Genomic DNA, 13,857 nt, shown 5'->3' with positions numbered 1-13,857 from the left:
CGAACAACTTCTACCAGTAAAAAATTAACCCCGAAAAGTTCAATGTGTTTTTCAATCTCTTCAACAGGGATTTCCAACTGCATTGTAGATACGAGGCTTTCTACGTGGACCAGTGGCTTACCAATTTGCTGTAACTTTTCATAAAGCTCATTTGCATTCATGGGTTGGTTCAATCCGTTTTTTATATTTTATTCAGCACAGCCAATGTCGCATTGAGCATATCGACTGAAACCTCTAATTTTTTTGCTAAACGGGCCATGTGGCCGTCATCAAGTATTCTTAATGCCTTATGTAATGAAGTATAGTTTTTTAGCTCTGAAAACTCTTCAATTTTTTCATTGATATAGACATCATCTAAACCAGCTTCTTCAAAACACTCAATTACAGATAAGCCAACATATGAAAGTTTCTGTTTTTTAACATATGTTGATTGTTTTTGGTCTATTAAACCAAGTTTCACAGCAATTTTGTGGCTTTCACCACGCTTAGGTAGTCGATTGTTTGTGATGACCCTTGTATTGAAAAATTCTTTTTTTACTTGTTCAAAAGTCTTAGCCATTACGGGCACCATCAAAAGTTAATTATTTCGATCGTTTACGATATATCTTTAGAAGTACAAGAAGCGAATAAATTATTAATCTTGGTTCGCTCTAGCGCGTGGATGTGCATCTTTATAAGAACTAATCAACGTTTCGTGATCTACAAGAATATATACTTGTGTCGAAGATAGTGATTTATGACCTAGCATTTCCTGAACGGCGCGAATATTTTTTGTTTTGTTATACAAGTGCGATGCAAAACTATGTCTCAAAGCATGAGTACTACCAATATGTCCAGAACCATGCGCCTTTAACAGAGCTGTAATGCATGCACCTAAATGGTTTTTCGCAATATGTTTGCCAGATGGTGCAATGAATAAATATCCGCAGTCTTCTACTCCAGCTTTTGAAATCCAACGATTACGAACTAAAAGCCAAGTAGAAATAGCCTCTAGTGATTTTTTTCCTAAAAAAACAATCCGTTCATTATTTCCTTTACCCAATACCTTTAGTTGCATAGCACTGAGGTTGATATCACTTAGTTTGATGGCATGTAATTCAGAGATACGTAAACCGCCAGAATAAGCAATTTCTGCAGCTGCTAGATCTCTTAACTTTTGATTATTGTATTTCGGATTTAATGGCGTCTTGTTATCAAGTATCTCATTCAACGTATTCACGGCGATCGGGCGCGGTAAGCTTTGATTTTTGAACTTAACCCGAATGTCAGAAAAGAAGTTTTCAGGTATATATTCCTTACGCAGACAATAGTTCAGGAAGTTTTTTAAAGCTGATAAATTTTTGTTGAGTGTTCTTGCAGAAACAATATCAACATCGATTCGATGCAACCGAAATGATGTGATGTAATCGCGGTCTAGTTCCAATAGATGTTTACCTTTAAAAAAAGGCATTTCTAACATCAAAAGTAAGCTCTTTTTGTATTCATTAATTGTCATGTCGGACTTATTTTCAAGCTTCAGGCTATCCAGCCATTCTTGAATCAATTCCTCATTCGTCATGCTATGCATGGAAAGGTTTTCCGACATAATAATGCTTAAAGCTCTTGGATGGTTTTTTCTAGCTGAACCTGTTCGTCAGCCTTACTTAATTTTATGACATTTTGCACAATATCCATATATTCTTTTACTGATATTTTGCCATCTGCTTTCGCTGCGTCCACAGTTTTGCGTAAAAATGGATTATCTGAATATTTTTGGAATAAAGTGAAGGCTTTAAGGTCATTCAACGCGTCTGCATTAATTGAGCCATTAGAATGTTTAATGATGCAATTTTTCACCTGGTTTTCAGGTGTTTTGATGTAAGTAACTTCGGGCATAAATAGTTTGTATTTTGTAACCAATTGCACCTCATTAGAAGCTAAGCAACTGTATACAATTTGCGATATTGGTTCTTTTGGACCACTAACACTCCACCCTCCCGTAACCATTAAAAATGGGATGTTTGAATACGGGTATTTGAATGTATCATCAACCAGCTTATTAAACTCATATGCTGTCGATAGGTAGCGATCGTTTGTAAAAACATCAACATGTGACATATCCTTCGGAACTTCTGTGCATCCCCCGATCATGATTACAGATGCAATTGAAAGAAGTAATTTCTTCATAGTTCTAACCTTAATTAGATATCCTTTCTAAGTTACAAGTAACTTTTGCTTAGGCTACGGTTAATATTTATCCAGGAACAAAATAAAGCGGTCGATAGTGACCGCTATATACATTAGAAATTGAATTTTTCAGTGTTGTACGCATAGATTTTATTAATATCAATGCGTTTACCTTGCATGGTTGTTATTGCAGTTGGTTGGAATTTAATTGCAAGATCTTTAATTTCAACGTCTTTCCATTCTGGCATGGAAGACGGTATATCAATAGTGCGGCGCTCTTTGGTACGGGTAGCTGGTATCCAGTGGTTTAACTTAACCATTGAGTCACCTAACAATGTACCTCTTTTGCGATCAACAATGCGTAAGTTTCCTTCCACCGAACGTATTTTTAAACCAGAATAGTTATCAATTCCATAAGTAAATGTGTTTTGGTTTTTACCGTAAAAACGTACTGTAAATTGATCGCGCATATAATAATCGTAATGTGCTTTTAATACCTGAAGCATAGTTTCACGATCTACAACATTTTCGACAATATCTTTGTCAGTACGTAAGGACTGCAGTTTATTAAGTGCTGGTTCAACATTCAATTGTTCGTCTGATACGTTTGGATTAACTAAAGGGTTACGTTGAGGGTAGAAAATATCGTTTAAGTAAGCTGTGTGCTGAACTAATAAATACATCGCTCGTTGTCGAGTATTCATCTGTTGATAAAGGTGAGCTGTCGCTTTGTATCGTTGATTTGAATTGTTCTCAAAATAGCTATCAGACAGTTTATATTCGCTGATTTCAGGTGTAAGGCCACCAGCAACAACATTAAAGTTTTTAGATGGCGTTAAAAGCCCCACGTAAGCTTCTTTAAAGTTTGGATTTGGGGTTGGTACATCATCATAAGCAAAAGCAGTATGTGCTATTACAGTACCAAGGATACCCACCATCGCAGTTTTTAATAGTTTCATTCAGTATTCTCTGTATAACTTTAAAAGGGTTTTATGTTTGAAAGTATAATACTTTATTTTTGTGCATTTAAAAAACCACTATTTAAACTTAAAGTAAAAATAATAATATTTCTTAAACCTATTTAACGCCATTCGTTAAACTATCGCTTAATCTCATTAGTCTTTTAAAGGTCAGGTAGTTTTTTGGTAGTAGTTTAGAATTAAGCGTTAAATTTGAGCATTGATCTAAGTCAATTTGGGCATTTTGATCGATAGGAAAGAGTTGTCCTTGATATGCAAAACCAGTCGAATTTTTAGCGATCGACTCAATCAAAAATACACCGTATTTATCTTGTTCCGTGGCCACTGTACTTAAACCACCTAAGGATGTAATCAGGTTTTTAAAATATCCTGGTATTGCGTTCTTAGTGCGTAAGAATTCTATTTGATTTTCAAATGCTTCAGGTGTGAGACATAACATAAAAGCATTTTTCTTTTCTTCTGGCGTTTCAAATACCTTGCCATTGGTCCACGACAGGATATTCGGCTTGAATACATGCAGTACTTCAACCGATTTAAGAAGATCCGCTACATTTGTTTTATGTTGTTCATCGGCTTCAGGCACAAACTGATTTTTGGTATATACCGCAGTACAAAACCACTCATAATCAATTAACTGATTATCGGCATCTAATGGTTCATACAGCAAATACACGGCGCTATCACGCTTAATGGCCAACAGTGGTGATACTGCATATTGTTCTGCAAACTGAGTGATTGCATCCAAGAGCTCACTTGATATGTTGAGTTTTTTGGCATTGAATTCATCGCAAATTAACAGTAATTCTTGAGTGAGTGTTGGTACCACGTTTAACGGCGAACCAGTCTTGTTCAGCATCTCGTTAATAGCATTCTCAATTGCCCCTTTTGTTAGGCTATTGATGAACTGCAGCTGCTCTAATGAGATCCCTTCATGATCCAAAGCCTGTATGACCAGATCAAAAGCATGACGAATTTTCTTCTCAAAATGGTTTGCGTACGATAATCCCCAAGCGTCAGAAAAAAATGAGACTGTTTGTTCTGTATAGCTGGTATTCATTAGGGTTTTGGCAAGTTGCGCGTTACCGATTAAGTCACTTTCATCTTCTAATTTTTTACGCAAGTACTTCTCAATACCTTGTTTGCGAACGTACTGGATCTTCTTCAGGTTTTGACTTGATAGCCAAGTCTTATATTGCGATACAGCATATTGAATGTTCATATCGGCATATGCAGTAATACGGCAAGGTATACCATCAAAGAACGTTGGTAGAAGCACCTGTAAGAGCTCTAAATCACAAAGAGAAGCATAGATAACGCCGTCAGCCACTTCAAGGTCTGTAATCTTCACTGAGAATGAGTGAATACCGACTCGAACCAGTATTAATTTATCGGTATTTATTAGCACCGCATCATAAGAACTTTCACTGGTGATATTGTTTGCTTTAACCCATTTTTCCCAATGGTTAACGATATGGCCAGAAAGCGCTTCACGAGTATCGAAAGGTTGATCTAGATCTGCAGTTGCACTTATGAACGTATCTAAGCTAAACGCATATCGTAAAGGCTTTAGCTCGATATATGTCTCAATCGCTGTTGTATGTTGCTGAATACCATTAGTAATGCTTTGGAGCTTCAGTGCATAGTTCAAAGCCTCAAGCTGGAGCACTTCATCATCACCGATCTGCTGAAACACCGATGTAGCATATGAAAAATTAGTTTGTTCGCCGTGAATATAACGTCTTTCTTGCCCAATCTGCAGATACAGATTTTTGGCATCAGATTGGACTAAATCTAGGTAATTTTGTGGCTGAAGATCCTGAGCAAGTTGCGTAAAAGGTATTTTAATTTTTGATACTTTAGGTGCTTTTTTTAAACCTTCAATTGATGTCGGAAATTCAATAACATCTAAAATAAAATCTAGGTTTAAAGTTTTAACATCTATGATCAAATGGTTTTTATAAAAACGTCCAATCAGGTTATTAAAAAAACAAACTTGGGTTTTATGGTTTAGCATAAATATACCTTTATGAATCTTAAAGATCATCTTATAATAGTAGTATAAGTTTTAATACTATTTATCATGTGGTATTTTTAAACAAAGATAAAACTTTTAGTGAGTTGTTTCATGACAGAATCAGTTGTACCAAATAATAGCGCTTCAGAGAACGCACAAATACCAGGTACGATCGGAACATCAGCCGTTGCAGAACACAAGGGCGATAGTTTTAACGGCACAAGCATCATCACGATTGGTCGAGTTGACTTAAGTAGTTCTATTGAGCCTCTATTTGTACCAGTCTCAACATTGTGGTCCATCACACCGGGTAATTATCCTTTAAGCGCAGAAAATATTAAAAACTGCACGGCAGTACGATTTGAGGGTGAAGAACTACTTACCCAAAACTTCGCATTAGGCTCAATTGTGGTTTATAAAATCAATGGTGTTTTAGGGAACCATGTAATTGTGGTCAGTGAGGATCGAGACGGCGGTAACGATAACCGTGCGATTTACTGCAATAGCTTCAATACAACATGTAATATCTTATCTCAGTACGGTATTGCCTTCGCTGAGCTATATCGCCGCAAAGTATTAGAGCTTGATCAAGTCCTCTATACCAACCTCAATAGATCCCTTTTACAAACTCTCTATGCAGAAAATGAAACTGACGTTATTGATTTAGAGTGGAATACAAAGCACCACCCTACTCTATACGTTCATGCGTCAAACTTAGTTGCATCTGAAGAGCACGGTTTTGTGAAATATGATGGTCGTATGGCTGGTATTGGTACCTTTTCTACAAAATGTCTAACTGCAGACCGTAACGGCAACTTAATTAAACCAGAGCTAGCCTTCCTCAATAACATTATTGAAATTAATGTTACTGAAAAAGATGCGTTAGAGTTCTTGAATTGCTCTATTACGAATAACCACTACTTTTCGCGTATGGTTGATCAACTCAAAAGTACTGGTCGTAAAGAATATGACTTCATCACGAACAACATTGATTTCTTCGCCGTACATGTGAAGCTTAACCTTGAAGAAGATCGTCCTAAAATTACGCGAATGGTTTTAGCACCAGATTTACCAATTCTGGAAAACTATTTGTATAAGCAATACGATCCAACCTACCTTGGTGAAGCCGTTGACGACTTAATTCAGTAATACAGATCTAAAAAAGCTAAAAGCCTACAATGTAGGCTTTTTTAATGCAAAAAGGAAAAGGCTTAATAATTACGGAATCCCAACCTGAATAACATCTATCTAAAAGTCAAAGAACGTAGGTCGGCAATTTTAATTTGAAACTTTCCTTTATGGGGTCGTTTCAGAAAACGGAAAATAAAGCACGCTAAGGATCAGCTAATAAGCAAAAAGGAGTCTCAGTCCCTCTTGCTCCGTGCTACAGATGCAATTTGCCGAGCCTATGGCAAGGATGGATCAATTCTGTATGTCTTCGAGCAGAGCACCGCCCGCATCAGGCGAGACTCAGGCGCAGTGCCAGCGCAGCCAGGGTCGCCGCGAGTACGGGGACGGTTAGCACAATGCCCACCTTGAAGTAATACCCCCAAGTGATCGTCATTCCCTTGCGCGCCAGTACATGCAGCCAGAGCAGCGTCGCTAGCGAGCCAATAGGGGTGATCTTCGGCCCTAAGTCACTGCCGATCACGTTGGCATAGATCATTGCCTCTTTCACCACGCCGGTTGCACTTGTGGCATCAATGGAAAGTGCGCCCACCAGTACCGTAGGCATGTTGTTCATGGCCGAAGACAGCAGCGCAGTGAGGAAGCCTGTTCCAAACGTGGCTCCCCATACGCCGCCTTGTGCGAAGTAATCCAGCAGCCTTGCGATGTGCTCGGTCAGGCCTTGGTTACGCAACCCATAGACCACGAGATACATTCCCAGCGAGAAGACGACAATTTGCCAAGGCGCTTCACGGATCACTTTGCGAGTGCTGATGACATGCCCTCGCGCAGCGACTGCGAGCAACAGCAAGGCCCCTGCGCCAGCCACTGCGCTAACCGGCACGCCTAGCGGCTCAAGGCCGAAGAATCCGACCAACAGCAGGACAAGAACCACCCAGCCGAAACGGAACGTTGCCGCATCGCGAATGGCCTCATTCGGCTGTTTCAACTGATTCACGTCGTAGTGTGCGGGGATACTGCGGCGAAAATAGATTGAGAGTACGACCAGAGAAGCAATGATGGCGACAATATTCACCGGAACCATCACCGCAGCGTAGTCATTGAACCCGATTTTGAAAAAGTCGGCAGAGACGATGTTGACCAGGTTGGATACGACGAGCGGCAGGCTGGCTGCATCTGCGATGAAACCCGCTGCCATGACGAACGCGAGCGTGGCCGCCGGACTGAACCCCAGTGCCAACAGCATGGCCATGACGATTGGCGTGAGAATCAGTGCTGCGCCGTCGTTGGCAAAAAGCGCGGCGACGGCCGCACCTAGCAGGATGATCAGTGCAAACAACATGCGCCCTTTCCCGCCTCCCCAGCGTGCGACGTGCAAGGCTGCCCATTCGAAAAATCCGGCCTCATCGAGCAACAGGCTAATGATGATGATGGCAATGAACGCGGCTGTGGCGTTCCAGACGATCTGCCAGACGACAGGAATATCACCTAAGTGAACGACACCGGACAGTAGCGCCACGACAGCGCCAAGCGTCGCACTCCAGCCAATGCCCAGCCCGCGCGGCTGCCAGATCACCAGCACGATAGTGGCAAGAAAAATCAGTAGGGCAGCAAGCATGTCAAGTCTCTTTTTTCAGCGGGTTATCGAGTTCTTTAAGAAGGTTCAGGAGGTCAATCCGGGAGATGACGCCGATCACTTTCCCATCTTCCACTACGGGAAGGGACGTAAAGTGATGATCCACCATCAACCGGACTGCCACGGAGGGATGCATGGCAGGCGCGACGGTGTGCACTTCCGTGGTCATTACCTCTGCGGCAGTACGCCCCTCGGCCTTGCGCGCTGTGCGCCCCTTTGGGCCAAGGAAGGAAACCCAGAAATTTTCCTTCCAGACCGATTCGCGGGGTTCAAGCCGTTCGTCCGCTCCCCGGTGGATCAAGTCCTCCGCAGTCACGACGCCGAGCAGACGGCCAACGCCGTCGACCACCGGGACGCCGTTGATGCGATGGGCAAGCAGCAGCTTGGCGATGTCCTCAACCGGCGTTTCAGGTTGAACGGTCACCGGATCGGGCGTCATGAAATTTCGGATCAACATGGTCGATCTCCTATGCTTGGGGATGGATGAGCGCACGCAGGCGTTCTGCTCCAATCGGTTCTTCTTTCAGAAGCGGGACAACGGCGTAACGGTCCGCGTGCTCATTGGCCACGGCGTTAATCTCGCGCAGTTCGTTGGCGGCCCGCTGGCGCAGCAAGGGGGAAGTGGTCGAGGCTGCCGCCACGCTGGTATTGATGACCCAGGCCCACGGCTCGATGCCGGCGCGGCGCAAGTCGGCCTGGAGATTGGCGGCTTCTAGCACCGGCGTCGTCTCCGCCAACGTGACAATCAGCACCTTGGTTTGCTTCGGGTCCTGCAACTGCATCATCGGCGTGGTGAAGTGCATGCCGGTGTTACCCATCTGACGCGCGATCTCGCGGTGATAGGCACCGGTCGCATCGAGCAGGAGCAAGGTATGCCCGGTCGGCGCGGTATCCATCACGACGAATTTCTTGCCCGCCTCCCGAATGATGCGCGAGAACGCCTGGAAGACGGCGATTTCTTCCGTGCAGGGTGAGCGCAGATCTTCTTCGAGCAATGCGCGGCCTTCGGCGTCGAGTTCGGCACCCTTGGTTTCCAGCACATGCTGGCGATAGCGCTCGGTCTCGGCATGCGGATCGATCCGGCTCACCGTGAGGTTGTCGAGCTTTGCTGCCAGGGTTTCGGTCAAATGGGCAGCAGGGTCGGAAGTCGTCAGATGGACCGGCAGGCCGCGATGGGCCAGCTCCACGGCGATAGCCGCTGCCAGCGTCGTCTTGCCCACGCCGCCTTTGCCCATCAGCATGAGCAGCCCGTGTCCATCTGCCGCGATGCCATCGACGAGGTCGGCCACGCCGGGCTCATCCAGTTCAATGGGGGCATCGGCTGCGACATGCGCCTCTGGCGGCAGGTCGGTCAGCAATTGCCGGAGGGCGTCGAGGCCGACGAGATTGAAGGGCTTGAGCTGGACAAGGTCGCGCGGAAGCGCAATCAACACGGCAGGAATGTTCTTGAGCGCCGCTTGTTCGCGTTCGTGGATTGCCGCGGCCAGCGGATCGTTGTCGGCTTCGACGGCGGGCAGGATGCCGTTGATGACGAGATGCTGCTGGTTGAGGCCGATGGCGGCCAGTTCTTCATGAGTACGCGCCACCTCGCGCAGGGTCGCCTGCTGGGCGCGCGCGACCAGCACGAGACGGGTTTGCAGCGGATCGGCCAAGGCTTCAACCGCCGCCTTGTACTGGGTGCGCTGTTTTTCCAATCCGGTCAGCGGGCCGAGACACGAGGCGTCGCCCTTGCCCGCTTCCAGAAAGCCAGACCAGGCGCCAGGCAGTTGCAACAGGCGAATGGTATGACCGGTGGGCGCGGTGTCGAAAATGATGTGCTGGAAATCGGCGGTGAGCGCGGCGTTGGTCAATAGTGCGGTGAACTCGTCGAATGCGGCGATTTCCGTGGTGCATGCGCCCGACAACGATTCTTCGATGCCCTTCACCACGTCGTCGGGAAGCACACCGCGAACCGGGCCGACCAGGCGTTCCCGATAGGCATGGGCTGCGGCTTCCGGATCGATTTCAAGCGCCGAAAGACGTGGAACGGCAGGAATCGGCGTCATGCGATTGCCGATCGTGACGCCGAAGACCTGCCCGACGTTGGACGCCGGGTCGGTACTGACCAGAAGGACATTCTTCCCAGCTTCGGCGAGTTGAATGGCGGTGGCACAGGCTATCGAGGTCTTGCCGACGCCGCCCTTGCCCGTGAAAAAGAGATAGCGCGGTGGATGTTGAAGGAATTTCATGATTACTTTTCTCCGTATTGTTCAGCAGCAGCCACGACTGGAACAGCAACCCGTTGCCGGCTTGGCGGCGTCCGTCGGTTGATCGATACCTATCCAAAGAGCCAATTCGGCCCGCTTCGGGTAACGCCCCGCGAGCGCCACTTCACCATCGACCAAAATCAGCGGCAGCGCATCCTGGCCGGAGCGTTGCAGGAACGCTTTTACGGTAGCGTTGTCCGCAAAGGCTTGTGGCTGCTGCGCCAGATTGAAGCGCTCGATCTGCGCCCCGTTCTGCTTCGCCCAATTAGCATCGGCAGCAAAATTGACGAGGGCTTGGTCAACATCAACCCCACACACACCCGTGCTACAGCACAACGACGGGTCAAAGACTTCGATCTTCTTCATTTAAAACCTCCATCAAGTATTGAAATGTATGTCAAATAAAAACTACTCTGAAAGCGTTCCGATCCGATCCAGTTCCACCTTCAACTGTGCTCGGTCATGCTTAAGCTGCGCCAGGGGTAGCGCGATGAACGCTTCAATGCGATGACGCAAAATCCGGTAAGCGTTCGTGAAGGCGGCTTCGATTTCCTCGTCAGTTCCCGTGGCATGCGCCGGGTCGTCGACACCCCAGTGCGCTCGCACCACCGGGCCGAGATACGCCGGGCACGTTTCGCCGGCGGCATTCGCGCACACGGTGATGACCACATCCGGAACCTGCGGGAGGTTTTCCCACGATTTGCTGTGCAGACCGTCCACGGCGATGCCTTCACGTTCCAGGAGCGTGAGAGAACGCGGGTGGACCTTCCCGGTCGGTTGACTGCCTGCACTCATGGCTTTCCAGCCCTTTGGGGCCAAGTGATTAAAGGTCGCCTCGGCCAAGATGGAACGGCAGGAGTTGCCGGTACATAGAAAAAGAATATTCATGTCGTCGCTTTCGTTGTGGTGGGGGATAGTGGCGGCAAGAGTTCCTCAGCACATTTCGAGGCAACTCGCATTTCAACGCATTGGTCAGGATGACCGGAGCAGCATTCCTCGGTAAGGTACGCGATCAAGTTCAGCATTAACGGGATGTCGGCTCGGTACCGCTGAAAGCGTCCCTCCTGTTCGACCGTCACCAAGCGAGCTGATGTGTGCTGAAAAAACAGGAGGTTTTAACTTGGTAAACTAAACACACTCATCAGGAGTTTACCATGAGCAAGAAACACAAGACTTACACCACAGAATTTAAAGCTGAAGCCATCAAATTAATTGAAGCCAATCAAGGCAATGTCTCGGAAACAGCCAGACAACTTAGCATTTCAATGCAAACTCTTTCAAATTGGAATACCAAAGCAAAGGCTGGAACTTTAGCAGGTACAAAACAGTATTCACCTGATCTAAACGCTCTACTCGAAGAAAATAAAAAACTCAAACAACAGCTCAAAATAGCTGAAATGGAACGTGAATTTTTAAAAAAGGCAGCAGCGTACTTTGCCAAAGAAAGTCAGTAAGGTACGCCTATATGAAACAAAAAAGATATTCTTTTCCAATTACCTTAATGGCTCGATTACTTCATGTTTCAGTTTCATGTTTTTATGATTGGCTCAAGAGAGGCGTGAGCAAAAGAACGATTCAACGAAATCAACAGACGATATTGGTGAAAATAGCCCATGAGGAGACAAGGCAGAGCTATGGTTATATTCGATTAACCAAATACTTACAAGCTCAGGGTATAAAAATGAGTATGTACGCTGTAGGTCAGATAAAAGCGCTGAACCACCTGTATTGTAAGCGACACAAGCGTTTTAAAAGGACTACGAATAGTGACCATAATCGAGCGATCTATGAAAACCTGCTGGAGCAACAATTCTCAATGACTAGACCAAATCAAGCATGGTCAAGTGATATTAGTGTGCCGCAGCAAGCGGCGTAAGAGATGAGGGTATGGCCCCTCGCTATCGGCTTGCAGGAGCAGGTAGCAAACCACCATAAGCGGCTTGGATCAAAAGTCCCGGTCGTGAGCGTTATGGAAAAGGCGTTGTAAAGGCGTCAGGTAAGAATTAGGAAGGCGAACAACAGTGAACTGCCGTTCAAGTGTCGAAAGTGTTCAAATGACATCAAAACCGGGGATGGATGTTGCCCCGCGATTAGTTTGGCCGTTACCTGCTTACGGGCCATTCGGTGTCCGGCGTAGAGGCAGCGCGATCCTAATACAGGCTCTTACGTTGTACTGCGGGAACCTTCGGTGGCGATGTCAAGTGAAAGGCACAAGCTCAAAAGGCAAGGCTGATAATAGCAATGCGTCACCAAGGGGCGGAGCAACTCGTAGTAGTGTTGAAATTACTGTAATGGTAATGGAGCGAAGGGGTTGCATTATCCAGGTCTACGGATTTGTCAACTGTGCAAACAGGAGGAGCAAAACTTTATGACCAAACCATTTAACATTCCTAAAGCGTTAATTTGGGAGGCATTCAAAAAAGTCAAAGAGAACGGTGGCACCTCAGGCGTTGACCATGAATCTATTGAGCAATTCGAAAAGCATTTAAAGAACAACCTATACAAACTATGGAATCGACTTTGTTCTGGCAGTTATTTTCCACCGCCAGTCAAGAGTGTTCCGATTCCAAAGAAGTCAGGTGGCGTGCGTATACTAGGCATTCCAACAGTTGCAGATCGAGTCGCGCAAACAGCAGTTAAGCTCTTATTAGAGCCGAAAATTGATCCATTATTTCATCCAAACTCTTATGGCTATCGTCCGGGGCGTTCTGCCCATGATGCAATTGCGATGGTGAGGAGACGAAGTTGGGATTATGACTGGGTTGTGGAATTTGATATCAAAGGTCTCTTTGATAACATCGACCATGATTTACTAATGCGTGCACTCAAGAAACACTGTGAAATTCCATGGATTCTTCTCTATGTAGAACGCTGGTTAAAAGCACCTATGCAAAATGTAGATGGTCAAGTTTTAGAAAGGAATCGCGGCACACCGCAAGGTGGAGTTATCAGCCCTCTATTGGCTAATTTATTTATGCATTATGCTTTTGATATGTGGATTACGAAGAATCTTGCGAGTGTAAGATTCTGCCGTTATGCGGATGATGGAGTAATTCATTGCCGAAGTTTATCTCAAGCCAAACTTGTTTTACAAAAGATTGGTGCACGATTTCGTGAATGTGGACTCGAATTGCATCCAGAGAAGACGAAGATTGTTTATTGCCAAGATGTTAATCGTCGCCAAGCATATCAAGATGTACAATTTACTTTTCTCGGATACACGTTTAGGCCCCGTAAGGCTGTAGACAAATATCAAAGGGTTTATGTGAATTTTTCTCCGGCGGTCAGTCGTGATGCACTTAAGGCAATGCGGCAGACTATCCGGAGATGGCATCTACATTTGATGTGTGAGCGTGAATTAACTGATCTATCAGCAATATTTAATCCAATTCTTCTAGGTTGGCAACAATACTATGGTCGTTTCCATGGTTCAGCGATGTCAGTGATCTGGAGACACATGAATGCTTATCTTATACGCTGGATGAGGCGTAAGTATAAAAATTTAGCCCGTCATAAAAGACGAGCTAGATATGCCTTAGGGCGGCTTGCGCGTGATTTTCCAAATGCTTTTGTGCATTGGAAAATGGGATGTTTACCACCGGTTGGATAATGGGAGCCGGATGAGCTGAGAGGTTCACGTCCGGTTCTGCGAGGGGCTAAGGGTGAGATTCCCTTGGTCTACTCACC

12 protein-coding genes and 1 pseudogene are annotated in these 13,857 nt (G+C 45.5%); 3 read left to right on the top strand and 10 right to left on the bottom strand.

The annotated features are described in order from the left end of the window. Positions 1–181: 181 nt before the first annotated feature. The 5 genes from ACWQ4X_RS18705 to ACWQ4X_RS18685 form a co-directional block, all read right to left on the bottom strand. Positions 182–559, bottom strand: a complete 378-nt coding sequence (locus ACWQ4X_RS18705) for a helix-turn-helix domain-containing protein (protein WP_005006227.1) — start codon at positions 557–559, stop codon at positions 182–184. Between the two features lie 75 nt (positions 560–634). Then, positions 635–1,585, bottom strand: coding sequence for a tyrosine-type recombinase/integrase (locus tag ACWQ4X_RS18700; protein ID WP_223213874.1), 951 nt, complete (start codon positions 1,583–1,585; stop codon positions 635–637). 8 nt (positions 1,586–1,593) lie between these two features. Continuing rightward, complete coding sequence (locus ACWQ4X_RS18695; protein ID WP_005006224.1) at positions 1,594–2,166, bottom strand: hypothetical protein; 573 nt, start codon at positions 2,164–2,166, stop codon at positions 1,594–1,596. Positions 2,167–2,279: 113 nt separating this feature from the next. After that, on the bottom strand, positions 2,280–3,125 hold the full coding sequence (locus ACWQ4X_RS18690; protein ID WP_005006221.1) for a hypothetical protein: 846 nt from the start codon (positions 3,123–3,125) through the stop codon (positions 2,280–2,282). 118 nt (positions 3,126–3,243) lie between these two features. Continuing rightward, positions 3,244–5,160, bottom strand: coding sequence for a hypothetical protein (locus tag ACWQ4X_RS18685; protein WP_005006220.1), 1,917 nt, complete (start codon positions 5,158–5,160; stop codon positions 3,244–3,246). A gap of 111 nt (positions 5,161–5,271) precedes the next feature. Here ACWQ4X_RS18685 and ACWQ4X_RS18680 point away from each other — a divergent pair, with 111 nt between their 5' ends. Further along, positions 5,272–6,309, top strand: a complete 1,038-nt coding sequence (locus ACWQ4X_RS18680; protein ID WP_024160711.1) for a hypothetical protein — start codon at positions 5,272–5,274, stop codon at positions 6,307–6,309. Between the two features lie 310 nt (positions 6,310–6,619). On the opposite strand, the gene ACWQ4X_RS18675 is transcribed toward ACWQ4X_RS18680, so the two are convergent. From ACWQ4X_RS18675 to ACWQ4X_RS18655, 5 genes are read right to left on the bottom strand one after another with little or no spacing between them, the layout of a single operon-like run. Continuing rightward, positions 6,620–7,906, bottom strand: a complete 1,287-nt coding sequence (locus ACWQ4X_RS18675) for an arsenic transporter (RefSeq protein ID WP_024160710.1) — start codon at positions 7,904–7,906, stop codon at positions 6,620–6,622. A 1-nt stretch (position 7,907) separates the two neighbouring features. Further along, complete coding sequence (locus ACWQ4X_RS18670) at positions 7,908–8,381, bottom strand: CBS domain-containing protein (RefSeq protein WP_024160709.1); 474 nt, start codon at positions 8,379–8,381, stop codon at positions 7,908–7,910. A 10-nt stretch (positions 8,382–8,391) separates the two neighbouring features. Continuing rightward, positions 8,392–10,152: an arsenical pump-driving ATPase gene (gene arsA / locus ACWQ4X_RS18665; protein ID WP_024160708.1), complete on the bottom strand. Its 1,761-nt coding sequence runs from the start codon at positions 10,150–10,152 to the stop codon at positions 8,392–8,394. A gap of 21 nt (positions 10,153–10,173) precedes the next feature. Then, complete coding sequence (gene arsD / locus ACWQ4X_RS18660) at positions 10,174–10,536, bottom strand: arsenite efflux transporter metallochaperone ArsD (protein ID WP_024160707.1); 363 nt, start codon at positions 10,534–10,536, stop codon at positions 10,174–10,176. 42 nt (positions 10,537–10,578) lie between these two features. Beyond that, positions 10,579–11,058, bottom strand: coding sequence for an arsenate reductase ArsC (locus tag ACWQ4X_RS18655; protein WP_024160706.1), 480 nt, complete (start codon positions 11,056–11,058; stop codon positions 10,579–10,581). 266 nt (positions 11,059–11,324) lie between these two features. Here ACWQ4X_RS18655 and ACWQ4X_RS18650 point away from each other — a divergent pair. Then, positions 11,325–12,025 (top strand): annotated as a pseudogene (locus ACWQ4X_RS18650) (IS3-like element ISAba22 family transposase); the annotation flags it as partial. A 513-nt stretch (positions 12,026–12,538) separates the two neighbouring features. Beyond that, entirely contained in the window at positions 12,539–13,780 is a 1,242-nt protein-coding gene (ltrA, locus tag ACWQ4X_RS18645) for a group II intron reverse transcriptase/maturase (RefSeq protein WP_457904581.1), read from the top strand. Positions 13,781–13,857: the final 77 nt, after the last annotated feature.

The sequence above is a fragment of the Acinetobacter sp. NigerLNRRAM0016 genome, from assembly GCF_054112845.1.
The sequence above is the reverse complement of the archived record's forward strand: the minus strand, read 5'-3'. Positions and strand labels throughout refer to the sequence as shown.

Excerpts from the sequence above, each read along its gene's own strand:
- ACWQ4X_RS18705 (WP_005006227.1), bottom strand. The coding sequence starts at position 559 with ATGGCTAAGACTTTTGAACAAGTAAAAAAAGAATTTTTCAATACAAGG.
- ACWQ4X_RS18700 (WP_223213874.1), bottom strand. The coding sequence starts at position 1,585 with ATGTCGGAAAACCTTTCCATGCATAGCATGACGAATGAGGAATTGATT.
- ACWQ4X_RS18695 (WP_005006224.1), bottom strand. The coding sequence starts at position 2,166 with ATGAAGAAATTACTTCTTTCAATTGCATCTGTAATCATGATCGGGGGA.
- ACWQ4X_RS18690 (WP_005006221.1), bottom strand. The coding sequence starts at position 3,125 with ATGAAACTATTAAAAACTGCGATGGTGGGTATCCTTGGTACTGTAATA.
- ACWQ4X_RS18685 (WP_005006220.1), bottom strand. The coding sequence starts at position 5,160 with ATGCTAAACCATAAAACCCAAGTTTGTTTTTTTAATAACCTGATTGGA.
- ACWQ4X_RS18680 (WP_024160711.1), top strand. The coding sequence starts at position 5,272 with ATGACAGAATCAGTTGTACCAAATAATAGCGCTTCAGAGAACGCACAA.
- ACWQ4X_RS18675 (WP_024160710.1), bottom strand. The coding sequence starts at position 7,906 with ATGCTTGCTGCCCTACTGATTTTTCTTGCCACTATCGTGCTGGTGATC.
- ACWQ4X_RS18670 (WP_024160709.1), bottom strand. The coding sequence starts at position 8,381 with ATGTTGATCCGAAATTTCATGACGCCCGATCCGGTGACCGTTCAACCT.
- arsA (WP_024160708.1), bottom strand. The coding sequence starts at position 10,152 with ATGAAATTCCTTCAACATCCACCGCGCTATCTCTTTTTCACGGGCAAG.
- arsD (WP_024160707.1), bottom strand. The coding sequence starts at position 10,536 with ATGAAGAAGATCGAAGTCTTTGACCCGTCGTTGTGCTGTAGCACGGGT.
- ACWQ4X_RS18655 (WP_024160706.1), bottom strand. The coding sequence starts at position 11,058 with ATGAATATTCTTTTTCTATGTACCGGCAACTCCTGCCGTTCCATCTTG.
- ltrA (WP_457904581.1), top strand. The coding sequence starts at position 12,539 with ATGACCAAACCATTTAACATTCCTAAAGCGTTAATTTGGGAGGCATTC.